The organism is Pseudoalteromonas sp. 2CM41L (assembly GCF_023161905.1).
GTDB classification, from domain to species: Bacteria; Pseudomonadota; Gammaproteobacteria; order Enterobacterales; family Alteromonadaceae; genus Pseudoalteromonas; species Pseudoalteromonas atlantica.
This window is the reverse complement of the sequence record NZ_JALNTN010000028.1, coordinates 1-26,456: the sequence shown is the minus strand read 5'-3', so window position 1 is coordinate 26,456 and position 26,456 is coordinate 1. Positions and strand designations below refer to the sequence as shown.

Here is a 26,456-nt window from a genome sequence, read left to right as displayed (position 1 = left end):
GCTGCAATTAATACTCACATCTAAACTTATCACGTAGGTCGGGCGAGCGTAGCGACTCCCGACGCAATGATAATGTCCCATTTGCTATGTGACTCTCTACCGCTGTGGGCACCACGACATCGCCAGGCTCCAAATACAAGAAAGCCCGGCTAGCAACAGCCGGGCTTTTTTACGTCTGCAGAAAAGTAAAAATACATTCCAGGTATTATTCGCACAGCCTCCACCACCTCCGTAGCGTGGGTTGAGTATCACGAAAACCGCGGATAAGGCTCGCCGCACATCTTTGTATGGTAAATATAGTGTTTTTATATATGCGTACCTTAGTCCGCACTAGATTTGACAGCGTAGCACACCTACTCCCAATACCAGAAAACTGCTTGAGAAATGAAGCATTATTTCTACGGCTCTAGAAAAGTGAAATACCTGCCGTTATATAGTTCCGACACTCCTCCGTAGCGTGGATTGAGGCTCACGACGCCCGCGATTAAAGCACGCAATATAACTTAAAGTAATGAATTAATTTTAAACAGTTCATAGGGCTTAGCTTATTATCAAGCGTAGCACCTTAAGTTTGGTATAAAGCGGTTTGACTATCTATATAGCTTTTGCTTTTATTTACGCTGCGTAAGCAGCTCGTAACTTATGACGTAGCTAGCTATACAAGCAGGTTTAGGTTGTGAAAGCTCGTTTGATATATTAAATAAGCTTTGTCATTAGCTTATAGTGTACTTAAATCGTTTCGTTTTAATGAGCCACCTAAAAAGGCCCAGGGCAAATAACAAAGCGGTGGCTACACCTGATAAAACCCATAGAATTCGTAATGGCTGATCGGCAATGCTGCCATTGTGAAGTGGATGCAACCAGTTTTTAAATTTACTGGCAATGCTCATCTTATCTATATTAAAAACACTTATGAGCTCTCCTGTGCTTGCATTTACTTGCACATAACTGTGAGGAAAGCGATAAGAGGGATCGCTTTTGGTTTTGAACCTAAACCGATATACCGCATTGTGATTTGACGGGGTTTTTACCCATGCTAGCCGTGTATTTGGCATGGCCTCTTGTGCTGTACTAAGTGCTGCTGATAAAGAAATACTGCGCAGGGGTTTTATTATTGCGCTGTTAGGTTTATCTATATTTCCAAGCAGAGCTGTTATTAAAGGATCGGTTTGCTTTGGTATTGCTAACATTATACCGGTTGCTGTTAATAGGATTAAAGGCAGAGCAAAAATTAAACCAAGCAACTTGTGCCAGTCATATAACAAGCCCAGTAAAGAGCTGCGCGCTTTAAACTTTAATGACTTAGCCCATTACCCTTTTTTAGGCCACCAAGCGCATAGGCCTGATATGAGGAGTATAAGGCTACCTATTCCTATATAGCCTATAACGATTGTACCAGTGCTACCTGCAAGCAACGAGAAGTGTACGTTATAAATCCAGGTAACAAAGTAGTTACCCCATACATCCTCACGTAATATAAGCCTGCCATCAGGGCTTAGCCAAACCATAAGTGGTGCAAAAGCGTGATCCACTGTTTCGTTTTGGTTGTAATATCTTGCGGGAATATAATGTTTATCTTTGGTGCTTTCTAAACGCCACGAGCCTTGTTTATCTGGGTAGTGAGTTTTTAACGTTTGATATGCGGTATCCCAATTTATAGGCCTCGCTGTTTCTGTACTTAAACTACTTATATTTTCATCTAGTTCGGGGTAATAAACGAGTATAGAACCTGTTAGACCAATGAGTGCGAGTAAACCCCCGATAGATAAGCCTAGGTATAAATGTACACGTCTTGCTATTTTTCGCCATGAACCATTAAAACGCATAAAAGAGTGACCATTAAAAATATGCAGTAAAGGGATGGCGCATTGTATCTTTGTTTAATAGAAAAGAACTGCGACAAAATGTCGCAGCAATAAAATAATTAGCTTAGCAAACATAAACGCCAGCTTTATAGGCTGGCGTTTAAATCAGGGTTGGTAATTAATTATGCTTTTGGGCCTGCATTTTTAATATCATCTGATACATCGTATTTAGCGAAGTTTTCAGTGAAGTCAGCGGCAAGTTTTGCTGCATATTCATTATATTTTGCTTTATCTTCCCATGTATTAATTGGGTTAAGTAGCTTGCTATCCACACCAGGGACTTCCACTGGTACGTCTAGATTTAATACATCGATATGCTGAGTCTCTACATTGGCTAATTTACCAGATACGATTGCATCTATTACAGCGCGGGTAGTTGGAATATCAAAACGCTCACCGGTACCGTATGGGCCGCCTGTCCACCCTGTATTAACAAGGTAAACCTTTGCCCCAAATTCGCGTACACGCTTCATAAGCAGCTCAGCGTAAACACCTGCAGGGCGAGGGAAGAAAGGGGCGCCAAAACACGTCGAGAATGTAGATTCTATATCGCTAGTTGAGCCAATCTCTGTAGAGCCTACTTTAGCCGTGTAACCACTTAAAAAGTGAAAAGCAGCGGCTTCTTCGCTAAGTACAGAAACCGGCGGTAAAACACCGCTCACATCACAGGTTAAAAATACAACAGCTTTTGGCTCGCCAGCACGGTTTTCAACTTTGCGCTTTTCTACGTGCTCTAGCGGGTAAGCAGCACGGCTATTTTGCGTTAAGCTTGTATCGTTAAAGTCAGGTGTGCGTGTTTCATCAAGTACAACGTTTTCTAAAATTGTACCAAAGCGAATAGCATTCCAAATTACTGGCTCATTTTTTTGTGAGAGGTCGATACATTTTGCGTAACAGCCACCTTCGATATTAAATACGCTTCCTGGTGCCCAACCGTGTTCGTCGTCACCAATTAAAAAGCGTGTTGGGTCGGCCGATAAAGTTGTTTTACCAGTACCCGATAAACCAAAGAATAGTGCTGTATCACCCGCTTCTCCTACATTAGCAGAGCAGTGCATTGGTAATACACCTTTTGCTGGAAGAAGAAAGTTTTGAACGGAGAACATCGATTTTTTCATTTCACCGGCATAACGCATACCAGCAAGTAACACTTTGCGTTGAGCAAAGTTAATAATAACAGTGCCGTCGCTGTTGGTGCCATCACGTTGTGGGTCACAAACAAACGAAGGCACATTCATTACCTGCCATTGGGGTAAATCAGATGCATTATAGTTTTTAGGCTCAATAAACATGTTTTTAGCAAAAATATGGTGCCACGCTGTTTCTGTAGTAACAACTACAGGTAGATAGTGCTCAGGGTCTGCGCCAACTTCTAAGTGAGAGGTGAAGTGGTCATTACTTTGCACATGTGCTTCTACGCGAGCCCATAAAGCGTCAAATTTGTCAGCATCGAATGGGCGGTTTACATTGCCCCATTGGATATCATCTTGCGTTGTTGCTTCTTTTACAATGAAGCGATCTTTAGGGGAGCGACCAGTGCGCTTGCCTGTAATTGCAACAAAGGCTCCATTTGCGGCTAGTGTCCCTTCGCCACGACGAATCGCATGCTCGACAAGTTCAGCTGCGGTTAAATCGACAAAACGTGTTGCGCTTGTAGTCATGTTTATACCTAACTATGTGTGAGAGTTTGAACGGGATAGCTCTGGGTTCTTAGTTCCCTTAAGCTGAAATTATAGTAACAGAAGGATTTGAGATATTCGAGCCTGTAAAGGCCCTAAAAACACATATATTTGCTAAAAAACATGAATAATTTCAATGATACCGGTGTCAGTAAATTAACAAAATTCATGACACCGGTATCATCATTTTATAATATAAAACCGCATATTTTGCGGCTTTATATTTGATTATGAAGTGGGAGGTTAATTAAAAATATTTTTAATATCTTGCTCGTCAAAAACATATTCTTTTAGGCAATAATGGCAGCTAATGTTAACAGCGCCATTTTCAGCAACATCATCAAGTAATGCTTGTTGGCCTACATTAACTAAAGCAGTAATGGTTTTCTCTCTACTACAGCCACATTTAAATGTAATAGCTTGCGGGTCAAATACGCGCGGGTTATCTTCGTGATATAAGCGCGTTAATACGGTATTGGCATCAAGCTCTAATAGCTCTTCGCGTTTAATTGTATCGCTTAAGGCTTCTAAGTGAGTAAAGTCATTAATTGATTTTTGCTTATCAACAGGCAGTACTTGTAAAAACAACCCACAGGCTTTGGCTTTCCCTTCTGTTGTGTCGGTTGCAAACCAAAGGCGCGTTTTTAGCTGTTCTGATTGCTCAAAGTAGCTTTCAATACATTTACTTAATGTATCGTGCTCAAGAGGCACTATGCCTTGATAACGTTCGCCTTTGGTTGGGGTAATGGTAATAACCATATAACCTTTACCTACAAGCTCTTTTACCGTTGTGCCGCTAACCTCGCTTTGCATGCGCGCAATACCACGCATATTTTGTTTATCGTCGCCGTTAATAACAGCGTATTTAACAGGGCCATCGCCTTGTAGCTGAACGGCTATTTCACCCTCAAACTTTAAAGTGGCAGTTAATAAACACGTTGCAACGAGTAATTCACCTAATAATGCTTTAACTGGCTCAGGGTAATTGTGATTAGCTATCATCTCGTTGTAGGCGTGCTCAATTTGAACGAGTTCGCCACGAACATCGAGTTTGTCGAATAAATAACGGTGAAGTAAATCTTGTTGCATGAGCGGCTATACCTAACTTGATTTCATTTTTAAAAGTTCGCGTCTTTGCTTTTTATCGGGCTTTTTATCCGGATGTGGAGCAAAGAAGCTGTTATTTTTGCGTGCGATGGCGTTTTCTTCGCGTTTTGCAATACTTGCATCAGTTTCTTGATACAAGGTCTGTGCAATGGGGGCGCTTTGGCGTTTTTCAAGCACTTTAAGTACCTTGATAAGCTTTTCATCAACGCCTTGGGCAAGTTTTATGGTTGCGCCAACCTCCACACTTTTACTCGCTTTAGTACGTTGCCCATTATAATGTACTTTGCCGCCTTGCACCATTTCGCGTGCAAGCGCACGGGTTTTATAAAAGCGCGCAGCCCATAACCATTTATCTAATCGAACTTTTGGCTCACTGTTGTGGTCTGAGTCGGCATTAGTATTATTTTTTTTACTCATTAGGCTTCTTCAATCGACTATTTATATATCGTAAAATTTATCATGAAATCATCGTAGGATGAAGGTATTACGGCGCGTGCTGGTTTTTTAGTCAACATTACATTGTTATATTAATCTGTTTACAAAGTTTAATATTAGTGTGCTTGTTGAATGAAAAATGAAAGGGTACTATGGGTACGCGCTTATGCAGTAAATTAAAATAAGAACATTATTATGGAACAGCAAATTCAACAGCTTAAACAATTTTTAACACGGCTACCCCATGCTAAATTAAGCGCAGTAGTTACGCTGTTAGTCGTTGTTTATCTTGCTTATTTACTCTCAAAATTAGTATGGCTGGTATGGCCACAACCGGTCTCTACACCGCTTACTCCATCTCACTATTCAGCCGCATCGAAGGCTTCTAGTACTACCTCAGTACAAAATATTATAGAGCAATTTTTATTTGGTAAAAAAACTGTAACAAATAAAACCAATACTGCGCAGCAAAACGAAGTAATTAATAATGCGCCAGAAACACGCTTAAGTATTAATCTAACTGGTATTGTTGCTGTAAGTAACGACGACAAGGCAGGTATTGCTATTATTGAGTCACAGGGACGACAAGTTAGTTACTTAGTTGAAGAGGTTGTACAAGGCACCCGTGCAGAGGTTGCGCAAATACTTCCCGATCGCGTTATTTTAAGTGTAAACGGCCGATTTGAAACGCTAATGCTAGATGGTCTCGACTTTAGTAAAAAAGTGTCTATGCCTGTGCTTGCCGCTCGCGAAGCACAAGACATGGGGCCGCAAAAAATAGAGCAAAGCGAGTTGCAAATTAACGCAACCGCTGACCCAGATGTAAAAGAAGCAATAATAGAAACACGAGAAGAGCTACTAAGTGAACCTGGTAAGTTATTTGATTATATTCGTGTTTCACAAGCAATGAGCGATGGCGAGTTAATCGGCTATCGCTTAAGCCCAGGTAAAGAGCCTGCTCTATTTAAACAAATGGGCCTACAGAATAATGATTTAGCCGTGGCTATTAACGGCTACCAATTAACAGATTTACAACAGGCAATGGCAGCTATTAATGAGCTGCGTAATACCAGCGATGCCACAATTACGATAGAACGTGACGGTGAGCAAATCGATGTGCAATTTAGCCTGCAATAACTTAGCTTTGGAGTTTTAACATAATGGTTCAGGTGCTACACCTCAAAAAAATTAAAAAAGGGTTAGCTAAGTACGCAGCGCTTTTTTTAGCAGCCAGTATTTCGTTGTCGGTTTCAGCTGTTGAATATGCTGCAAACTTTAAAGGCACAGATATCAACGAGTTTATAAACATTGTTGGTAAAAACCTTAATAAAACAGTGATCATTGACCCAAATGTGCGCGGTAAAGTAAACGTACGCAGTTATGAGTTAATGGATGAAGCGCTGTACTACCAATTTTTCTTAAATGTACTCGAAGTGTATGGCTACTCAGCAGTAGAAATGGACAACGGTATTATCAAGATTGAAAAAAGCTCTGACGCTAAAAAATCAAATGTGCCGCTAATTACAGAAAACAGCGCTGCATCGGGCGATATGATGATCACCCGTGTGGTACGCGTTAAAAATGTAAGTGTTCAAGAGCTTGGCCCATTAGTACGTCAATTTAGCGACCAAAAAGACGGTGGCCATGTAGCAAACTTTAATGCTGCCAATGTCATGATGCTTACTGGTCATGCAGCGTCGGTTAATCGCTTAGTAGAAATTATTCGCTCGGTAGATCAAGCCGGTGATAAGCGTGTAGATATTGTTAAGCTTAAATATGCAACAGCAGATGATGTAGTATCGGTTGTTGAAAATATTTACAAAGACAGCGGTAAAGGCAGCGTTCCTGAATTTTTGATCCCTAAGGTAGTTGCCGATGGCCGTACTAATAGCGTAATAGTAAGCGGTGAAGGGCAAGCCCGTACCCGTGCTATAGAACTAATTAAGCGCCTGGATGGCGAACTTGAAAGCCAAGGTAATACCAAAGTATTTTACTTAAACTACGCCAAAGCAGAGGATTTAGTAAAAGTACTGCAAGGCGTAAGTAAAACGCTTGCAGAAGATGGCCAAGGCACAAGTAAAACTCGCACAAACAATAAAAACGATGCCAGTATTGAAGCCCACCCTGACTCAAACTCATTAGTTATTACGGCACAGCCCGATACCATGCGCTCATTAGAGACCGTGATTGATAGGCTCGATATTCGCCGTGCGCAAGTACTTGTAGAAGCGATTATTGTTGAAGTAATGGAATCGGATGGCGTTAACTTAGGTACGCAATGGATTTCAGAAGATGGCGGTATGTTGCAGTTTAATAATGGCTCAACTGTGCCTGTAGGCTCATTAGCGGTTGCAGGTATTCAAGCGCAAGACACAACCACTACTCAAACAGTAATAGGCTCAGAAAGTGGCTTAGTTACCAGTTACGATGAAACGTCAGAAGGTGATTACACCGCGCTTGCTTCATTATTAAGCGGTGTTAATGGCTTAGCGTTTGGTTTAGTTAAAAACGACTGGGGTGCAATTATTCAGGCCGTTTCAACTGACACTAACTCAAACATACTGGCTACACCTTCCATTACCACCATGGATAACGAAGAAGCGTCGATGATAGTGGGTCAAGAAGTACCCATTATTACTGGTTCGCAAACAGGCAGTAATAACGATAATCCATTTCAAACCATTGAACGCCAAGAAGTGGGTGTAAAACTAAAAGTAACCCCACAAATTAACGATGGCTCAGCAGTACAATTATTAATTGAACAAGAAGTATCGAGTGTAAGTGGTGCAACCGCTGTTGATATTTCTGTTAATAAGCGCGCCATTACCACAACCGTTATGGCTGATGATGGCGGTATGGTTGTGTTAGGCGGCTTAATTGATGAAGACGTACAAGAGAGTGTATCTAAGGTACCAATTTTAGGTGATATTCCAATTTTAGGTCACTTATTTAAGTCAACTAATACGACCAAACGTAAGCGTAATCTTATTGTATTTATTCGCCCAACTATTATTCGCGATGGCGTTAATATGAATAAGTTAAGCTTTAATAAGTATAACTTTATCCGTGGCGAGCAAATGAAAGAGAAAGAAGATGGCATAGAGCTTATGCCAAATTCAGATGTTCCTTTACTTCCATCTTGGGATGATGAGCTTATTCTGCCACCAACTTATGAAGAGCACTTAAAGGCATTGAGCTCTAAAGAACGTGCAGAGCGTGAAGATGACTAGCGCAATAGAACAAATAAACGAAGACGTGGTTCATCGTAGTGATGAAACACTCTCTGAGGAGTTACTTACAAGTAACGATTTAGTTGAGTTGCCTCCAAAGCGTTTACCTTTTTCGTATGCGCGCAGAGCGGGTGTACTGCTTAGTAAAAATAATGAACAGCGAGTTGTGTATTACCGCGGCGAGCTAGATGTTGAAGTATTGCTAGAAGTGCGTCGCATTGCAGGTGAAGGCTTTACCCTAGAGCAGTTAGCTGACGATAAATTTGAGTTACTATTAGAGGCTGCGTATCAGCGCGACAGCTCTGAAACACAACAAATGATGGAAGATATTGGTAATGAGGTCGATTTATTCTCCCTTGCCGATGAGCTCCCTCAAACCGAAGATTTATTAGCCGGCGATGATGATGCGCCTATCATCAAACTAATCAACGCCATGTTAAGCGAAGCAATTAAAGAAGGTGCATCCGATATACATATCGAAACCTTTGAGCAAGAGCTTGTGATTCGCTTTAGGGTTGATGGCGTATTAAAAGAAGTGCTTAAACCTAATCGTAAGCTTGCTTCGTTACTCGTCTCGCGTATTAAGGTAATGGCGAAACTAGATATAGCAGAAAAACGTATTCCGCAAGATGGTCGTATTAGCCTTCGTATTGCAGGGCGTGCAGTAGATGTGCGTGTATCTACCATGCCATCAAGCTTTGGTGAGCGTGTAGTACTGCGTTTACTTGATAAAAACAATGCTCGCTTAAACCTTGAAGATTTAGGCATGACGCCGCAAAACCGAGAGTTGTTTGCTGATTTAATTAGTAAACCACACGGTATTATTTTGGTTACTGGCCCAACGGGCTCTGGTAAAAGTACCACCTTGTACGCCGGTATGAGCCAAATAAACTCTCGCGATCGTAATATTTTAACGGTAGAAGACCCAATAGAGTACGAAATTCCGGGGATTGGCCAAACACAAGTAAACACCAAAGTAGATATGACCTTTGCCCGCGGGCTTCGTGCAATATTACGTCAAGATCCCGATGTGGTAATGGTCGGTGAAATACGTGACCTTGAAACCGCGCAAATTGGCGTGCAAGCATCGCTTACAGGTCACTTAGTTATGTCTACGCTACATACCAACACCGCCTCGGGCGCAATTACCCGTATGGAAGACATGGGTGTAGAGCCATTCTTGCTGTCATCATCATTGTTAGGCGTGCTGTCGCAGCGCTTAGTACGTACTTTATGTAATAGCTGTAAAGAAGGTCACACTGCTGATGAACGTGAGTGTGAGCTGTTAGGTGTACCGTTTGATAGCGCACCTACAATTTACCGCGCAGTAGGGTGTGAAGAGTGTAACTTTAATGGTTACCGCGGCCGTACTGGTATTCATGAATTACTGGTGGTTGATGAAGAAATACGCGAAATGATCCACAGCGGTAAAGGCGAGCAAAGTGTTGAAAAATACATTCGCCAAAAAAGCCCAAGCATACGCCAAGATGGCTGTAGCCGCGTACTGGCAGGCAAAACAACCCTTGAAGAAATTCTACGCGTTACCCGTGAGGAAGCCTAACCATGGCGGCGTTTGAATACCGTGCCCTTGATGGCCGAGGGAAAGAACAAAAGGGCATTTTAGAAGCCGATACAGCTAAACAAATTCGCCAAGCGCTGCGCGAAAAAAAACTTACGCCGCTTGAAGTTGTCCCTGCAGCAGAAGGGGAAAAACAAGTTAGTGGCGCAAAAACGCCGTTATTAAGTCGTTTTTTTAAACCCAGCGTATCAACCTCCGATTTAGCCCTTATTACGCGCCAGCTTGCTACGCTCATTCAATCGGCATTGCCAGTTGAAGGGGCTGTCATGGCGGTGGCAGAGCAATGTGAAAAGCCTCGCCTAAAACGTATGCTGATGTCGGTACGTTCAAAGGTAGTAGAGGGTTATACACTGGCCGATGGCATGAGTGAATTTCCACATGTATTTGACGATTTATACCGAGCAATGGTAGCCGCAGGTGAAAAATCAGGGCACCTTGACCAAGTATTAAATCGCCTTGCCGATTACACCGAACAGCGCCAACACATGCGCAGCCAAATTACTCAAGCCATGGTTTATCCTACCATTTTGGTTATTTTTGCTATTGGTATTGTTTCGGTTTTACTCGGTACTGTTGTGCCTAAAATTTTAAAAACCTTCGAAAAAACTAAGCAAGTACTGCCTTGGACAACCGAATGGGTTATGGCAGGCAGTCACTTTGTACAAAATTATTGGTTTATAAGTTTGTTAGTCATTACTGCGCTGGCAGTAGGCATTAAACATGCACTGAAACAACCTAAAATTCGCTTTTGGTGGGACGACCGCGTACTGCACATGCCTGGATTTGGTAAAGTAGCGCGGGGTATTAATACCGCGCGTTTTGCACGTACGCTCAGTATTTTATCGTCAAGCTCAGTGCCACTACTTGAAGGAATGCGCATATCGGGTGGCGTATTAGCGAATAAAAAAATGAAAAAATCGGTGGCAGATGCTGCCGATAGAGTCAGTGAAGGTGCAAGCCTAAGAGCGGCTTTACAGCAAACCAAATTGTTTCCACCGATGATGCTGCACATGATTGCCAGCGGTGAAAAATCAGGTGAGCTAGAACAAATGTTAGAGCGCGCGGCTAATAACCAAGACCGTGAGTTTGAAAGCATGGTAAACGTATCATTAAAATTATTAGAGCCAGCAATGATTGCCTCAATGGCGGTGATTGTTTTGTTTATAGTAATGGCTATTTTACAGCCAATAATGGCAATGAATAAAGCGGTAGGACTTTAAGCTTTAAGGGGTTAGCTAAGTTAGTATTTACTTAGATGACGCCAAATTAAATTATGTTTTTGGAAAATGAGGTATTTACGTGAATAAACAATCAGGTTTTTCTTTACTCGAAGTAATGGTGGTATTGGTTATTATCGGGATGATTATGTCAATTGTGGCGCCTAATATTATGGGCCAACAAGAAGAAGCTGCTATCGATAAAGCACATCTAGATATTCAACAGCTTGAAGATGCAATGAGCTTATACAAGCTTAAAAATAAAAGCTACCCAAGCACAGAGCAAGGCCTAGAAGCATTGGTTAATAAAACCAGCATTGAGCCAATTCCTAAGCGTTTCCCTGATGGTGGTTTTGTAAATGAATTACCAGAAGATCCATGGGGTAATCCGTACCAGCTAATTAGCCCAGGTGAAATTGGCAAGTTTGATATTTTTTCAATGGGACCTGATGGCGAAGCCGGTACCGATGATGATATTGGCAACTGGAACGAAGACGAGCAATAAATGCGACTTAACCCAGCAGTATGGTTAAATACGATTGCACAAGGCTTACTATGCAAGTAAGCCTTAATCGTATGCGCGCCCACCACCGTGGGTTTAGCTTAATAGAAATTTTAGTGGTACTTACTATTATCGCATTTGCGACCAAAATGGTGGTATACAGCTTAGAAGGCGGCGCCGAAGATGAGCTTGATACACAAGCGCTTAGGCTGCATACCACCATTAACATGGCCTCTGAATTTGCTATTTTAAATCAAATAGAACTTGGCTTAATGGTTGAGGAAAACACCCTTGAGTTTTTAGTATTTGATGGCGAAAAATGGATTACCTTTGACCGCGAAGACCTTTACAAGCCCATTGAACTGGATGAACGGTTAAAGCTCACGCTCAATTTAGAAGATTTAGCCTGGTCACAAGAGAACTTACTTGAGCAAGCAAATTGGCGTGAACTAATGAGCGGCGGCGATGACGATAGCTTATTAGAGCTTGAAAAACTAAAAATACCGCAAGTCCTTATTTTATCATCTGGCGAGGTCAGCGCCTTTCAGCTTATTGTTGAATTAAAAGAGCAAAGTGAGCCTGTGTATTACATTGAAGGGGAATTTACAGCCCCTGTTAATTTACGAAAAGAGCCATAATAATGAGGCTAAATAAAGGCTTTACCTTACTCGAAGTGCTTGTGGCGTTAAGTATTTGTGCTATGGCTGGGATTGCAGCTATGCAAGCAACCGGCGAGCATATAAATCATTTAACAACACTTGAAGAGCAAACATATGCATCGTGGGTAGCAGAAAATGTGCTGGTGGTGCAGCGTAGTAAAGGTAAAGATTGGCAGGCTAAAAATGGCGCGCGCGGCAGCGAAGTAATGGCGGGCGTTGAGTGGTTTTGGAAGCAAGAAATAGCAAAAACTGCAGACAAAAGCTTTGTAAAAGTGACCATAAATGTTTTTAGCGACGAAAAATACGAGCAATCGGTGTACGAGCTTTCAACTTATTTAAATAAAGGTAGCTAATAAGTGAAGCAGCGCGGATTTACATTAATCGAAGTATTAGTTGCTATGGCTATTTTAGCGGTGGTGATTATGGCTACTCACCAAATTTTAGACTCAACCACCAAAGCAAAAGAAGCGTCTGATGAAAAAATAGCGGAGCTTAACGGCCTACAAACCGCATTTAGGTTAATGGACCAAGACTTTAGCCAAATGACTCAGCGCACTGTACGTAACGAAGCCGGTGATGCGCAAGAGCAATACTTACTAGCAGGGCGTTATATATTAGAAAGCCAATACGATGGTATTGCGTTTGTACGCGATGGCTGGGTAAACCCAATCAACTTGCTGCCTCGTTCTGAGTTACAAGCCGTAGGGTATAGAGTGCTTGATGACAATTTAGAGCGTGTATACAGAGTGTATGTAGATCAGCTTGATAATATGGAGCCGCGGGTACAAGTTGTTTTAAAAGGTATTGAAGAACTTAAATTTGAATTTTTAGATGCCAACAACGAATGGCAAGAGCAATGGCAAATAAAAGCCTTACCTAAGGCGGTTGCGGTTACTTTACAACCAATTGAGGCAGAGCCTATTCGTCGTGTTTTTTTAGTACCCGGGCAGGGCAAAAACAGCGGGGAGAGTAATTAATGAATAAGCGCGAATCACGCGGTGCCGCATTAGTTATTGTGCTGTTTATTGTTGCACTAGCCGCGATATTAGCCGTAGAAATGAGTGCTAATTTAATGGTGCAGGTTCAAAAAAGCACTAACCTGCAAGGTCACCAACAAGCAAAGTGGTATGCCTACGGCGGTGAAGAGTTGGCAATAAAGGCACTAAAGTTAAGTAAAGACGATGATCCTGACAAAACCTCGTTAGATCAGGTTTGGGCCACACAAGGCGACACCCAATACCCTGTAGATAACGGGACTCTAAGCGGTAAAATTACTGACTTACAAGCGTGTTTAAATTTAAATGCATTAGGGGAAGCGCCAGACCCAAACTCTACCAGCAAAACCAACCCTGCTCATAAAGCACTATTTGCATTATTAGAAAACATTGAAGATTTACCTGCCGAGGAAAGCGAAGAAGCAATGGCAGACAGTGTATTTGACTGGCTTGATGAAAACAGCATTACCTATCGCTCAGGCGCTGAAGAAGACGAGTATTTATCGCGTGATTACCCTTATATGAGCGCAAATAGTTTATTTGCATCACCTTCTGAGTTGCGTTTGGTAAAAGGTTTTAATCCGCTCGTAATGGAAAAGGTATTACCTTTTGTGTGTGTTATTCCGGGGTCTCCCTTATTATCGATTAACGTCAATACGTTACTTCCCGAACAGGCACTTATTTTAAGTGCCATGATTGACGAATTATCGTTATCGGGCGCAGAGGCCGTTATAGCAGCTCGCCCTGAAACCGGATTTGATAGCGTGGATGAATTTTTTTCCGAGGTACAGCAGCAAGGCGGTACAAATTTAGATTCGGTTAAAGAACTATTTAGTATTAACAGCGAATATTTTAAATTACAAACGCAGGCGACATTTGTCGATTTGCGTTTTTCGATGACCACATTACTTCATGCCAAAAATGGCGAAGTAACGATACTGGCGCGAAAATTTGGAGGCGTACAGTGACAGAAATACTGCTGATCCGCACGGGTCAAACAGAGCAAGATAAATTAAATTGGTTAATTTATTCACCACAAGAACAAGAAATAATTGCCAGTGGGGAATTAACCGATGCGAGCCGTTTAAGTGAGCTAAGTGAAAAAGCGCAAACCCGCGAGGTAGTGGTATTACTGCCTAGCGATCAGGTGCAGCTTAAAACAGTGGCGTTGCCGACTAAGTGGAATCGTAAGTTAGAGCAAGCGTTGCCATACATGCTTGAAGAAGACATTGCGTGCGATATAGACGAGCTATTTGTCGCAATTGGTGAGCCCACTATGATTAATGAGCAGCATGCAATTAAAGTTGCCTTAACTGACCGCGAGTGGTTTGAGGCTTGGCTTGCTTTATTTTCAGAGCATAACTTGGCGGTATACACCATTTTACCTGATGCCCTGCTACTGCCTACAGCCGATGATGATACATTAACCGCCATAGAGCTTAATAATCAGTGGTTATTTAAAAGAGGCGATTGGCATATTAGTGCCGTTGAAAATAGCTGGCTAAGGGGTTACTTAAGTGCACTAGGCGAGCCGAGCGTAAAGCACTATAGCCCAGCTAATCAGTTTCCTGAAAGTATTAACCTAATTTCGCAAGCAAGCGACTACGATTTACCATTGGCCTTATTTGCTAAACAACTTACCAGCGTTAAATTTAATTTACGCCAAGGTATGTACCAGCTTAAAAAGAAAAGTGCACTGTGGTGGGGTTATTGGAAAGGCGCAGCCATTATTACCGGTGTTGCTTTATTTGCTACCATTGCAATAAAGCTGGTTGAACTAAATCAACTTAACTCGCGTGTTGAGCTTGCTAAAGCCCAGGTAGTGGATAGATACCAAAAAGCATTCCCAGGAACTAAAGTACGTCCTAACTTAATTAAAAGCCAAATCAGGGGCGCGCTTAAAACCATTAATGGCGAAAGTGAAGCCGGGTTTTTAGATTTGACCAGCCAATTGGTTGGCGTGTTTTCGCAAGTAAGCGAATTTACGCCAGAAACCCTACGTTACGATAAACGCCGTAATGAGCTGCGAATACGCGCACGCGCAAAAGACTTTCAAACGTTTGGTAAAGTAAAAAGTATACTTGAGCAACAAGGGTTAACGGTTGAGCAAGGGTCGTTAAATAACGATGGCGATTTTGTAGTAGGCGAAATTAAACTGCGAGGTGCAGTATGAAAAAGCAAATAATGCAATACTGGCGCTCTTTAAAAGAGCAAGAGCAGCAATTGATTATGGTTGCTGGTGGTATATTTGTTGTTTTTGTTTTAGTAATGGGAATTTTTAGACCTCTAAATAACGCCATAGATAAAGCTAAAAAGTCGTACGTCACTCAGCAAGAGCTGCTCGTATGGGTTGATGAAAGCATAGTAAAGTTAAAAGCGGCGGGTAACACGCAGGCAATTAGCAATCAAAATATTAGCCAAGTGGTTAATTCAACGCGTAGTCGCTACCGTATTACTATTAGTAAAATGCAGCCTAACGATAACTCGTTACGTTTAACGCTTGATTCGGTAGAGTTTAATCAATTAATAGAATGGTTAGACGAACTGGTTAATCAGCATGGCTTAAGAGTAGAAAACCTTGATTTAAGCAAAGATGATAAATCAGGGTTTGTACGTGTAAGCCGCTTAGTACTAGAGAAGTAATTAATGAAAAAAATAATAATATTATCAGTGGTATTTTTTATTAGTTTTATTGTGTTTTGCATAATGAAATTACCAGCGGCCATTGCGTTAGACCTAGCTAAGCCGTACTTACCAAAGCAGCTTGAAATAGGGCAAACCGTAGGGAGTGTATGGCAAGGTCAAATGATGCAAGTGCGCTATCAAGACGAGCAGCTAAATAATGTACGCTGGGATATTGCTGGCTGGCAGTTATTTACGGGTAATTTAAATGCTAACTTAAAATTTGGTAATCCGCGTGAGCGTAGCGATATTTCGGGCTATGCTGATGTGAATTACGGATTATTTAATAATGTGGTTAAAGTTACCGATGGTATAATTCGCTCGACCGTAGAGCGTGCCATGCAACGTATTGCACTACCTATACCAGCTACGGCTAAAGGTCGAGTCATTTTAGAGCTTAACGAGTACACCTCAGGTGTGCCTTATTGTGAGTCATTAAAAGGCGAGATTGCCAGCCCAAATATAGATGTTAAAGGCTTTAATGGCTGGTTTAATATAGGGCCACTGAGTGGCATGTTAAGCTGTAAGTCGGGCGATATAGCTATTTTGGTCGACCCAGATAACACGTTAGGTCTTGAAGCCGACGCAACACTTAAAGCTAACTTTGACTTTAAAGTAGCAGGCTATGTTAAACCTGATGCCAGCTTACCAAAAGATGTACACGACGCGGTTAAGTTTTTAGGCCGCCCCGATGCACAGGGCCGCTACCCACTAAATTTTTAATGTAATAAAAGAGATTTAATGCAATTACCACAGTATAACGAACAACACGCACAGCAATTAAGTGCATTTTTAAGTACTCAACCTCAGGCTATGTCATTAACACAAAGCCAAGGCTATCTATTTGGGGTTATTTGTTCGCCAAGCCCATTAGAAGTTCACCAGTGGTTAGCGCATATTGTGCCTAATACGGCTAACGATTTAGACGAAGAAATACTGTTTTTATTTATGGCGTTATACCATCAAATTAGTGAGCAAGTATTTGAAACCGGTTACAAGTTACCCGCCAATTTTGACCTAGACTATACCCAAGCGTGGAGTGAAGGTTTTTTACGTGCTACTCAAGAATACGCACAACCTCTATTAACAGCTCCCGCTTTAGAGCCTCAGTACAAAGAAGCGCTAGAGAGTGCGCTAAGTACGCTTAGCTTTTTTGCTGTTGATGAGCAAACAAGAGTGCAAATTGCGCAGCAAAATAGCATGACACTCGAAGCCTTATATCAGTATCAGTACGAATCAATGGGCGACTTTGCATTAGGTTTTGCCGAGCTTATTGAGGTGGTAGCCATAAACAGTGGGCTGATTACAGATGAAGGGTGGGAAGAGTAGCCTTTAGGTATATTAAACGGCGCTTAGAATAATTAAGCGCCAAGTTCTAAAATAATATCAGTGCAGCCTTTTTTACACTTAACAACGCCTTTACCCGGCTCGCTGGTGGCTAAATCGAGTGTTAACACCTCGCCGCACTGCTCACAATGCAAGGTTTTTCCTTGCGATAGCTTTTTAAGTATTGTGCGCTGTTTATGAAAAGAGTCACTCGCTTTTTTGTTTAACTGCGAAAAATCCACTACTTAGCTCTCTTTTGTTCTAATGCATCCGATACAATTTTACACACTGTATTTAAACGCTCTTCGTAAAAATATAAATTTAGGTCGCGCTCGCGGCAATAACGTAAATGAAATAACTGCACTGAATCATCAGTGGTAAAGGTTTTTTCAATATATTCGTGCTCAGATTCAGAGAGCTTTAACGCACTGCTAATACGGTTTTTAGCCATATTGGCTGCTGGGCTACGGTTTATTTTGCTCGCATCACTTAAAAAACCCACACCTTCACCTAATAGCTTTTCGCGGGGCTCTTTAACTAGTGGGTGATCAATAGTAAAAAACGCAAGGATCAGAATGACCAATATAATAAACTTTTTCATGAATGCGTAAACCTTGATCTTAATGGGGTAAATTTAGCAAGCAGTGTAATAAACTGCATTTTAAAAGCAAGTAACTGAGATGAATAAATTATTAGCAATCTATACCTGTAATTTTAGCCAGTATTGTTATAATAGCCAACAGCAGTTAGATATTTCTGAAATATCTGAAAGTATTCAAACAGCTGATTATTTAAACTAATCACACTTACCATTAACGAACTACAGTTACAGTATAGAATACGCACACATTGCTACGTTTTTATTTCCAAGCGGCGTTGAGGAACTTCGATGGACAAGCAAATTAAAGTAAAGAATATACCTGCAGAGGTTAAAATCCAACAACCGGATTTAAGCCGTCAAGACGACAGGTTTAACCCACGTAACCGAATTTATGTTCGCGCAGTAAAAGGGCTTCATCAGTTACTTAGACAGCGTATAGGCTTTTTAGGCATGCTTGCCTTTATGCTTTTGCCTTGGATAAATTTTAATGGCCAGCAAGCTGTGTTATTTGATTTAGTTGGCCAAAAGTACAATATTTTTGGGCTAACGCTGTGGCCGCAAGATTTCACTATATTAGCCTTTATATTTATGTTGGCCGCGTTTGCACTCTTTTTGGTTACTACCTTTTATGGCCGAGTATGGTGTGGCTATACCTGCCCGCAAACTGTATGGACCTTTATATTTATTTGGTTTGAAGAAAAGTTTGAAGGCACAGCGAATCAGCGTAAAAAGCTAGATCAACGCCCGATGGACTTTGATAAGTTTTGGCGAAAAACAGCAAAGCACACCAGTTGGGTTTTATTTGCCTTATATACGGCGATTTCGTTTGTCGGATACTTTACGCCTATCCGTGAATTACTCCCTGACTTTGTTACCTTTAATGTAGGTGGTTACGCGCTGGTAAGTATTATTTTCTTTGCAGCGTGTACTTACGCTAATGCAGGGTGGATGCGTGAAATTATGTGTTTACACATTTGCCCCTATTCACGTTTTCAATCAGCTATGTTTGATAAAGACACTTACACCGTAACGTACGATGAAAAACGCGGCGAAAGCCGGGGCCCACGTTCGCGTAAAATTGCCCACGAAGATTTAGATATGGGCGATTGCATAGACTGTAACTTGTGTGTACAGGTGTGCCCTACAGGGATAGATATTCGTAATGGTTTGCAAGCCGAGTGTATAAACTGTGGCGCATGTATTGATGCCTGCGATGGTGTAATGGATAAAATGGATTACCCGCGGGGTCTTATTTCTTATACTACAGAGCGTAATCTCGAAACACCTGAAAATAAAACCAACCCACTGCGAGCTAAAATCATAGGTTACACGGTCATACTGGTGGTGCTTACCAGTGCGCTGGTGGCTAACATTGCATTTAGAAAGCCTATGGACTTTGACATAATACGAGACCGTAACCAACTGTATCGAGTTGACTTTAATGGCTTGGTAGAAAACACCTATACATTAAAAGTAATCAACAAGGCGCAGTACGAGCAAACCTTTAATATTGATGTTCAAGGCCTTGAAAACTTTAAGTACATTGGCAAGCAAACATTTACAGTGCAAGCAGGGAAATCGCATAATGTGCCACTGTCACTTGTGATGGACCCGTATGATTTAAAAGCGCCAATGACGGAGTTTAACTTTGTACTTTCACCGGTTAATGACCCCGATGAAAGCATATCGCAACCGAGTAACTTTTTTAAAGCGCGATAAACACACTAACAAAAGCGGGGTAACCCGCTTTTTACATTAAGAAGCCCATGAGTAAATTTAGTTTTGAAGATTTAACGCCCGACTTAATTCTCGATGCGATAGAAAGCGTTGGTATATATGCAGAGTCAGGTTTATTAGCACTTAATAGCTACGAAAACAGAGTCTACCAATTTAAGGCGGAAGATGGCCTGCGCTACGTTGTTAAGTTTTACCGACCAGAGCGCTGGAGCAAAGCGCAAATACAAGAAGAGCACGACTTTGCATTTGAATTAGCTGAGGCCGAAGTACCCGTTGTTGCACCTATTAAGCACAACGGAGAAAGCTTATTTGAGCACCAAGGTTATGTATTTGTGTTATTTCCAAGTGTAGGTGGGCGGCAGTTTGAAGTTGATAACCTGGATCAGCTTGATGTAATGGGTCGTTTAATTGGCCGTATGCATCAGGTGGCCAAAAGCAAAGCATTTGAGCACAGACCTACCTTTAGCTGCGAAGAATATTTGCATACAGCTAAAGTTCATCTGCAAAAAAGTAATTTGGTACCTATGGGGATCAGCACGGCTTTTTACACCATATTGGACTTGGTTATTGAGCAAGCGCAAGCACAGTATAAAAATGTGCAAGGGATCCGCTTACATGGTGATTGCCACGCAGGTAATATTTTGTGGGCAGGCGAAGCACTTATGTTTGTTGATTTAGATGACGCTCGTCAGGGGCCGGCCATTCAAGATTTATGGATGATGCTCAGTGGCGATCGTCAAACACAGCTGTTACAGTTAGACACCCTTGTAAATGCGTATGAAGAGTTTTGTGATTTTGACCACACTCAACTCAAATTAATTGAACCGCTTCGTGCAATGCGTATTATTCACTATATGGGTTGGGTAGCTAAACGATGGAGTGATCCTGCGTTCGTACGGAACTTTTCATGGTTTGCTGAAGACAAATACTGGGAGCAACAAATTTTAGCGCTTAAAGAGCAGTTTGCAGCACTGCAAGAAGCTCCGCTGAAGTTATTGCCATAAAATTTTATTTAAAAAGTACACGAGATACCAATGCTTAAAAAATTGAAACTGAGCCTACTACTTTTATGTTTACCATTTGCAGCCCTTGCTGCACAGTTTGAAGCCGATAACCAGTATACTGTTATTGATGTAGAAAAAAGCGCAAAGCCGCAAGTAACCGAATTTTTCTCGTTTTACTGTCCGCATTGTTTTAAATTTGAGCCTGTTGCAAAGGCAATTGAAAAAAGCCTACCTGAGGGCACTGAATTTATAAAAAATCACGTTAACTTTTTAGGTGGTGTATCACCACAGGCACAAAGCAACTTAAGCTACGCCTACTTAATCGGTAAAAAGCACGGTCAAGCACAAAGTATCAGCGACCAAATTTTTAAAAGTATTCATGTACAGCGCGCACCTTTAACGCAAATGAAAGACGTTAAAAAGTTGCTTGAAGTTAACGGTATCGATAGCGCAACGTTTGATCAAGACATTGCCAGCATGCCAATTATTTCAGCTGAGCGTGCAATGCAAGATAAACAAAACAAATATTCAAAAATAGGTGCGCTAACCGGTGTGCCTACCTTTATCGTAAACGATAAATATAAAATAAATATTAACACCATTAATAACCAGCAAGAACTGAATGAGTTAGTTGCTTTTTTACTAACACTTTAATCTCGGAGAACAATAACAATGATCAAATTAGTTAAAGCAGGTTTACTTGCATTACTTCTGCCTATGGCTGCTAGCAGTGTAGCCGCCACTTATGAAGAAGGCGTACATTACGATGTAGTTGCTGAGCGCGCGACTAAAAAGCCAGAAGTAAAAGAGTTTTTCTCATTTTATTGCCCTGCTTGTAATAACATGGAAGCGTTAATTGGTGAGTTTAAGCCAAAGCTAGACAAAGACGTTAAATTTAAAAAGAGCCATGTTGATTTTGTCGGTGTTCGCGATCCAGAAAACCAACAAATGATGAGCCAAGCGCTAGCAACCGCGGAAGTACTTCCACAAAAAGATAAAATTGTTGCGGCTATTTTTAATCACATTCACACTAAGCGCGCTAAATTTAACGAGCTTGCAGATGTAAAAGATGTGTTTGTAGCGCAAGGTGTTGATGGCGATAAGTTTGATAAACTATACAAAAGCTTCTCGGTACGTACATTAAGCTCTAAAATGAAGCGTGACCAAAATTACTTTAAAGAAAAAGGCGCGCTACGTGGCGTACCAACTTTTATCGTAAATGGTAAATACAAATTAAACCTAGGGCGTGAGTCTGGTATTACCGCGCCAGAAGATATTAGTAAATTAATTAACTATTTAGCGAACAAGTAAGATTTGCTAAAACAAAAAAGCTCCGTAAGGAGCTTTTTTTGTTTATAGGAATATAGCAATGGAAAAAATATTAATATCGAGTTGTTTATTTGGCTTACCTGTTCGATACGATGGTAAAAGCCAAGCATTATCGCACCCGCAAATTAATGTATGGCGTAAAGAAAATAGGTTAGTTATGTTTTGTCCTGAGGTGGCTGGTGGATTGCCAACACCTAGAGCATCAGCAGAGATAAAACAAGGCAGAGTAGTAACGAGCACTTATGAGGATGTAACTAAAGAATTTAAATCAGGTGCAGCTAAAGCCCTAGACTTATGTAATGAGCATGCAATTCGTTTTGCTTTGCTTAAAGAGTCGAGCCCTTCGTGTGGTAGAAATACAATTTACGATGGTAGCCATAGTGGGGTAAAAGTACAGGGCATGGGTATGACTGCTAAGTTGCTGATGAAGCATCAAATTGAAGTGTTTAGTGAAAATCAAATACCAGCACTTATAAAGGTGCTGGCATTATAATATTAACTCACTATTTTCTTTGTAAGAAAACACCCGATTCTATGTGATGCGTATAAGGGAACTGATCAAATATCGCAAAGCGCTTAACATTGTGAGTACGGGTTAAATGATCTAAATCGCGCTCAAGCGTTTCTGGGTTGCACGATATATAAATAATGTTCTCGTAGTTGGCCACTAAGTCACAGGTAAGGGTATCCATACCTGCGCGTGGAGGGTCGACTAAAATAGTTTGGCAATCGTAACTTTTTAAATCTATCCCCTCTAAACGCGAAAAGGTACGTTCGCCATTCATTGCCTGGGTAAACTCTTCACTCGACATACGAATTATATCTAAGTTATCTACCTTATTTTTAGCAATGTTGTATTGCGCTGAATGCACAGAAGACTTAGATATTTCAGTAGCCAATACGCGATTAAACGAACCCGCCAATGCAATAGAGAAATTACCATTACCACAGTAAAGTTCCAGCAGGTCATTACTCAGTGGTTTACATAAGTCTTGTGCCCACTCCAGCATTTTTATATTCACTTTAGCATTAGGTTGCGTAAAGCTATTTTCTACTTGTTGATAAATAAGCTCCTGGCCGTTTACGGTTAAACGCTCAGTAACAAAATCATTGCCTAGTACTTCTTTTTGTTTGCGCGCACGACCGATAAAGTCAATGTTGTATTTGCTGCTCAGTTTTTCTTTCAGGGCTTTTATTTCAGTCAGCCACTGCTCATCGAGTGGTTTGTGATAAAGCAAGCTTACTAAAATCTCGCCACTTAATGACGATAAATAATCGATTTGAAACAGCTTACGACGTAATACTTCACACGACTTTAAATTATCAATCATCACCTGCATAACTTCACCAACTAAGGGCGCGGCAGGGTCAAAGGTGTCGACGCGAATTTTTTCTTTCGTGGCCTGATCAAACATAATATGAAATAGATCATCCCCATCGTGCCATACTCTAAATTCAGCACGTTGGCGGTAGTTAATTGGCTCTGAGCTAAACACCTCTAACGCTTGCACACCAAATCGCTTAAATTGCGACGTAATACGCTGCTCTTTTTCATTTAGCTGCGTATCGTACTGTGTGGTATCTATTTTAATCACTGCCATTAATGCTACTACCTTATCTATGAGATCTATTTATCGGCGCTATTGTAGGGAGCGAGCAGTATTTGTCTAGTTTTGCTGATAATAAAGTTGCTGTTTTTTTAAACATGCACTTTAGTTTTGTCACTATTAGCCGATAATAAGCTAAGTACGTAACGGAGGTGGATCATGAAAATCGGTAATTATGGCTATACGCCAAACAACAACGTAAACAAATTCAGTAATAAAGAGGCGCTACAGCAGCCAACTATCCAATCTCCGCAAGAAAGTTCATTACAGCGAGGCAGAGAACTTGCTGCAAAAGTGCTTGGCGACAAAATGGCAGAGCAACTAGGTTTACCTGTTGAGCAAAAACAAGCCGATAAACCTTTATTCGATTTTGATGAAATAGTAAAAAATGTACTCGACTTTGTATCTGGCGCAGTTAATAAAGCCAAAGCCAATGGTGCCGATGACGATAAATTAAAAAATATGTTAGATGATGCGCGCACAGGTGTTCAAACCGGTATAGACGAAGCGGTTGATGAGCTAAAAGGCACCGGTGTATTTAACGAAGAAATGCAAGAGGGCATCGACAAGTCAAAAGAAGGCATTTTTGAGGGGCTTGATGAGTTTGAGCAAACCCTATTTAACCCACAAGCGGCCAGTGTTAGCGTAAGCCAAGCACAATATGTAAGTATGAGCAGCAATGCCGAGTATAAGTTTACAACGGCCGAAGGTGATGAGGTCAGTATTAGCTTTGCTGATGCATATGAGTCTCAAACAGCGAGCGGGTATCAACAAAGCAATAACAGCGAATCGTTTGCCAGCTCATCGTCGCAATCTCGAGAGCTGTCTTTTTCAATGTCGGTTAATGGTGATTTAAACGAGCAAGAGCAAGATGCCATTAACGCCATGATGGAAGAGCTACAAGGTGTAAGTAAAACATTCTTTAGCGGTGATTTGGATGAAGCATTTGAAAAAGCACAAGAACTGAGCTTAGGCAGTGAGCAACTTGTTGCATTTTCAATGGACCTTCGACAAACAAAAACAGTCGCTACCGTTAAAAGTTATGAGCAATATCAGCCAAACCCAACAAAAGAGGTAGTCGATGCGATCGCACCTTTTAATGACGATCTAAAAAATGCATTTGATAAAGCATCGCAACTAGGCCTACAAGATCAGCTTGCCGGTATTATAGAGTGGCTAAACCAAGATCAAGCAGCGGTCGATCAGCTAGTTGATTACACACAGGCAATGTTTGAAAACCTAAACCAATTAAATTCAGCGGGCGATGCACTCGACGCGCTAAAGTCTGAGCAAAGCTAAACTACTTTCTTTTATAAATATCTCATGGCAAACTGCCGTTCTTAATAAACAGTAGGAACCAAAGTTTGTCAGCCCACATAATGGTATTTGATTCAGGTATAGGTGGCACCACCGTGCTTGAGCATATTCAAAAGCGTATTCCAGATGCACAGTACAGCTACTTTATGGATAATGCGTTACTCCCTTATGGCGCGCAAACCCAGCAAACTATTATAGGGCGTTTATGCTCACTCATTTATTTTATTGAGCAAAACGCGCTTAATGTCGACCTTATTGTTATAGCCTGCAATACAGCCTCTACATCAGCCTTGAGTGAAGTACGCAAAATTACATCAATACCTATTGTAGGCGTAGTGCCAGCAATAAAGCCTGCTGCTGAAGTAACTCGCACAAAGCACATCGGCTTATTGGCAACCCCCGCCACAGTTGCAAGCCCCTATACTCATACATTAATAAAAGAGCATGCCAGCAACGTAACAGTGAGTTTATATAGCAGTGTTGAGCTGGTGGCATTGGCAGAGCAGTTATTTTTCACTCAGCAGCTAGATACACTCAAACTGCATAAAGAGCTTACGCGTTTGCGCATTAACTCAGATATAGATGTACTTGTACTAGGTTGCACACATTTCCCAATTCTTAGCGATGCTATACAAGCGTACTTTAATAACGCAGTGCAATTACTCGATTCAGGCGTGGCCATTGCTAGCAGAGTAAACTACCTACTAGAGCAGCATAACTTTGGAAATAAATTTACAGACAAAAAAAAGCCGCTGCAATATTATGCAACGGCTGATGTTTTGAGTAATAAGCTAGCTATAAAGCACGTTACACTGATTGATCCGTCTCAGTGCGTAAAGAGCTAGAATCATCTTCTTGTTTTTGTTTTGCCTCACGTACTTTTAAAGTACGCTGTTGGAACTCACTATCGTTTAACTTAGCAATTGCATTGTCTGCATCTGCCTGTGCCATTTCAACAAAACCAAAGCCACGACGTTTGCCAGTATTTTTATCCTTTAATAGGCGCACGTTGAAAACTTTACCTTGTTCTTCAAACAAAGCGCGAACAACACCTTCATTTGCACGATAAGGAAGATTACCAACATAAAGTGTTTTTGTTTTAACTTCAGCTTCTTCACCACCTTCCGATGATATTGCAGCAATAGCAATCCCACCAATTAATAAACCAGCACCAAATAGCAATGCTGGGCTTAAAGCTAAGCTTCCTAAAGCAAACTCAACAATAACAAAACCAACTACAGCAAGAATAACAGAGAAGATAAAAGATTTTTGATCGGGTAATTTCATTTTAGATCTACCAATAAACAGGAAATAAACATTAATTTAACATTGTGAACTTGCTATCTTAACGTCTTAAACGAACATAGCAATGAAATTTATATTAAATAATAAAAATCAGTATAAAAAAGCATCATCTTAGCCAGTGATTTAGCTAGTTTTACGCTGTTTTGCTCTATTTTTGTTCGAACAGTAAAAAGATCTAAAAAAAGGGTTGATCTGTTTTCGGATCTCCCTATAATGCGACCCCACTGAGACGGGGAACGCCAACGCATAGCGAGGCAGGAGCTGCTCACAGAGTTAAGTA

At 41.2% G+C, this 26,456-nt stretch carries 27 protein-coding genes and 1 pseudogene; 20 read left to right on the top strand and 8 right to left on the bottom strand.

Annotated elements, in window-relative coordinates; genetic code table 11:
* Nucleotides 1–713: 713 nt before the first annotated feature.
* From MTF64_RS19550 to hslR, 4 genes and pseudogenes are all read right to left on the bottom strand, one after another.
* A pseudogene (locus MTF64_RS19550) lies at nt 714–1,826 on the bottom strand (PepSY-associated TM helix domain-containing protein).
* Nucleotides 1,827–1,987: 161 nt separating this feature from the next.
* Nucleotides 1,988–3,526, bottom strand: a complete 1,539-nt coding sequence (locus tag MTF64_RS19545) for a phosphoenolpyruvate carboxykinase (protein WP_004588454.1) — start codon at nt 3,524–3,526, stop codon at nt 1,988–1,990.
* Nucleotides 3,527–3,787: 261 nt separating this feature from the next.
* A complete protein-coding gene (gene hslO / locus MTF64_RS19540; RefSeq protein WP_024032560.1) occupies nt 3,788–4,633 on the bottom strand; it encodes an Hsp33 family molecular chaperone HslO in 846 nt (281 codons plus the stop codon).
* Nucleotides 4,634–4,645: 12 nt separating this feature from the next.
* Complete coding sequence (hslR, locus tag MTF64_RS19535; RefSeq protein WP_121638093.1) at nt 4,646–5,068, bottom strand: ribosome-associated heat shock protein Hsp15; 423 nt, start codon at nt 5,066–5,068, stop codon at nt 4,646–4,648.
* A 213-nt stretch (nt 5,069–5,281) separates the two neighbouring features.
* Here hslR and gspC point away from each other — a divergent pair, with 213 nt between their 5' ends.
* The 13 genes from gspC (at nt 5,282) to MTF64_RS19470 (ending at nt 17,279) form a co-directional block, all read left to right on the top strand.
* Nucleotides 5,282–6,223 (top strand): type II secretion system protein GspC, encoded by a 942-nt coding sequence (gene gspC / locus MTF64_RS19530; RefSeq protein ID WP_054983940.1) that lies wholly within the window; start codon nt 5,282–5,284, stop codon nt 6,221–6,223.
* A gap of 23 nt (nt 6,224–6,246) precedes the next feature.
* Nucleotides 6,247–8,316 carry a type II secretion system secretin GspD gene (gene gspD, locus MTF64_RS19525; protein WP_054983939.1) on the top strand — a complete coding sequence of 690 codons (2,070 nt, stop codon included), beginning with the start codon at nt 6,247–6,249 and terminating at the stop codon, nt 8,314–8,316.
* Entirely contained in the window at nt 8,309–9,877 is a 1,569-nt protein-coding gene (gspE, locus tag MTF64_RS19520) for a type II secretion system ATPase GspE (RefSeq protein WP_054983938.1), read from the top strand. The genes gspD and gspE overlap by 8 nt, the downstream gene beginning before the upstream one ends.
* 2 nt (nt 9,878–9,879) lie before the next feature.
* A complete protein-coding gene (gene gspF / locus MTF64_RS19515) occupies nt 9,880–11,115 on the top strand; it encodes a type II secretion system inner membrane protein GspF (protein ID WP_004588448.1) in 1,236 nt (411 codons plus the stop codon).
* A 79-nt stretch (nt 11,116–11,194) separates the two neighbouring features.
* Entirely contained in the window at nt 11,195–11,617 is a 423-nt protein-coding gene (gene gspG / locus MTF64_RS19510) for a type II secretion system major pseudopilin GspG (RefSeq protein WP_004588447.1), read from the top strand.
* A gap of 50 nt (nt 11,618–11,667) precedes the next feature.
* Entirely contained in the window at nt 11,668–12,252 is a 585-nt protein-coding gene (gspH, locus tag MTF64_RS19505; protein ID WP_004588446.1) for a type II secretion system minor pseudopilin GspH, read from the top strand.
* Nucleotides 12,253–12,254: 2 nt separating this feature from the next.
* Nucleotides 12,255–12,626 (top strand): type II secretion system minor pseudopilin GspI, encoded by a 372-nt coding sequence (gene gspI, locus MTF64_RS19500; RefSeq protein ID WP_024032554.1) that lies wholly within the window; start codon nt 12,255–12,257, stop codon nt 12,624–12,626.
* Nucleotides 12,627–12,629: 3 nt separating this feature from the next.
* Nucleotides 12,630–13,250 carry a type II secretion system minor pseudopilin GspJ gene (gene gspJ, locus MTF64_RS19495; RefSeq protein WP_024032553.1) on the top strand — a complete coding sequence of 207 codons (621 nt, stop codon included), beginning with the start codon at nt 12,630–12,632 and terminating at the stop codon, nt 13,248–13,250.
* Nucleotides 13,250–14,236, top strand: coding sequence for a type II secretion system minor pseudopilin GspK (gspK, locus tag MTF64_RS19490; RefSeq protein WP_024032552.1), 987 nt, complete (start codon nt 13,250–13,252; stop codon nt 14,234–14,236). The genes gspJ and gspK overlap by 1 nt, the downstream gene beginning before the upstream one ends.
* A complete protein-coding gene (gspL, locus tag MTF64_RS19485; protein WP_248452415.1) occupies nt 14,233–15,441 on the top strand; it encodes a type II secretion system protein GspL in 1,209 nt (402 codons plus the stop codon). The genes gspK and gspL overlap by 4 nt, the downstream gene beginning before the upstream one ends.
* Nucleotides 15,438–15,911 (top strand): type II secretion system protein M, encoded by a 474-nt coding sequence (locus tag MTF64_RS19480; protein WP_024032550.1) that lies wholly within the window; start codon nt 15,438–15,440, stop codon nt 15,909–15,911. The genes gspL and MTF64_RS19480 overlap by 4 nt, the downstream gene beginning before the upstream one ends.
* Nucleotides 15,912–15,914: 3 nt before the next feature.
* The gene (locus tag MTF64_RS19475; RefSeq protein ID WP_064387295.1) at nt 15,915–16,673 is read left to right on the top strand and encodes a type II secretion system protein N; all 759 of its coding nucleotides are present in this window, start codon (nt 15,915–15,917) and stop codon (nt 16,671–16,673) included.
* Nucleotides 16,674–16,691: 18 nt separating this feature from the next.
* Nucleotides 16,692–17,279: a UPF0149 family protein gene (locus tag MTF64_RS19470; protein ID WP_248452413.1), complete on the top strand. Its 588-nt coding sequence runs from the start codon at nt 16,692–16,694 to the stop codon at nt 17,277–17,279.
* A gap of 32 nt (nt 17,280–17,311) precedes the next feature.
* Here MTF64_RS19470 and MTF64_RS19465 read toward each other — a convergent pair whose 3' ends face one another.
* Nucleotides 17,312–17,518 (bottom strand): hypothetical protein, encoded by a 207-nt coding sequence (locus MTF64_RS19465; RefSeq protein ID WP_004588438.1) that lies wholly within the window; start codon nt 17,516–17,518, stop codon nt 17,312–17,314.
* On the bottom strand, nt 17,518–17,877 hold the full coding sequence (locus tag MTF64_RS19460; protein WP_004588437.1) for a hypothetical protein: 360 nt from the start codon (nt 17,875–17,877) through the stop codon (nt 17,518–17,520). Before MTF64_RS19460 ends, MTF64_RS19465 begins: the two co-directional genes overlap by 1 nt.
* A 288-nt stretch (nt 17,878–18,165) precedes the next feature.
* On the opposite strand from MTF64_RS19460, the gene ccoG reads away from it, so the two are divergent.
* From ccoG to MTF64_RS19435, 5 genes are read left to right on the top strand one after another with little or no spacing between them, the layout of a single operon-like run.
* Nucleotides 18,166–19,596 (top strand): cytochrome c oxidase accessory protein CcoG, encoded by a 1,431-nt coding sequence (ccoG, locus tag MTF64_RS19455; protein WP_248452411.1) that lies wholly within the window; start codon nt 18,166–18,168, stop codon nt 19,594–19,596.
* A gap of 47 nt (nt 19,597–19,643) precedes the next feature.
* Nucleotides 19,644–20,618: a serine/threonine protein kinase gene (locus MTF64_RS19450; protein WP_054983931.1), complete on the top strand. Its 975-nt coding sequence runs from the start codon at nt 19,644–19,646 to the stop codon at nt 20,616–20,618.
* Between the two features lie 30 nt (nt 20,619–20,648).
* Nucleotides 20,649–21,272, top strand: coding sequence for a thiol:disulfide interchange protein DsbA/DsbL (locus tag MTF64_RS19445; RefSeq protein ID WP_248452409.1), 624 nt, complete (start codon nt 20,649–20,651; stop codon nt 21,270–21,272).
* Between the two features lie 18 nt (nt 21,273–21,290).
* Nucleotides 21,291–21,929 carry a thiol:disulfide interchange protein DsbA/DsbL gene (locus tag MTF64_RS19440; RefSeq protein ID WP_004588433.1) on the top strand — a complete coding sequence of 213 codons (639 nt, stop codon included), beginning with the start codon at nt 21,291–21,293 and terminating at the stop codon, nt 21,927–21,929.
* Between the two features lie 58 nt (nt 21,930–21,987).
* Entirely contained in the window at nt 21,988–22,440 is a 453-nt protein-coding gene (locus MTF64_RS19435; protein WP_248452408.1) for a DUF523 domain-containing protein, read from the top strand.
* Nucleotides 22,441–22,450: 10 nt separating this feature from the next.
* On the opposite strand, the gene trmA is transcribed toward MTF64_RS19435, so the two are convergent.
* Entirely contained in the window at nt 22,451–23,548 is a 1,098-nt protein-coding gene (gene trmA / locus MTF64_RS19430) for a tRNA (uridine(54)-C5)-methyltransferase TrmA (RefSeq protein WP_064387293.1), read from the bottom strand.
* A gap of 165 nt (nt 23,549–23,713) precedes the next feature.
* Here trmA and MTF64_RS19425 point away from each other — a divergent pair, with 165 nt between their 5' ends.
* Together MTF64_RS19425 and murI are read left to right on the top strand one after the other, a co-directional pair.
* Nucleotides 23,714–24,853 (top strand): DUF5610 domain-containing protein, encoded by a 1,140-nt coding sequence (locus tag MTF64_RS19425; RefSeq protein ID WP_054983928.1) that lies wholly within the window; start codon nt 23,714–23,716, stop codon nt 24,851–24,853.
* Nucleotides 24,854–24,918: 65 nt separating this feature from the next.
* Entirely contained in the window at nt 24,919–25,716 is a 798-nt protein-coding gene (gene murI, locus MTF64_RS19420; protein WP_248452407.1) for a glutamate racemase, read from the top strand.
* Here the strand turns inward: murI and MTF64_RS19415 are convergent.
* The gene (locus MTF64_RS19415) at nt 25,679–26,158 is read right to left on the bottom strand and encodes a hypothetical protein (RefSeq protein WP_004588429.1); all 480 of its coding nucleotides are present in this window, start codon (nt 26,156–26,158) and stop codon (nt 25,679–25,681) included. The genes murI and MTF64_RS19415 overlap by 38 nt on opposite strands.
* Between the last annotated feature and the right edge of the window lie 298 nt (nt 26,159–26,456).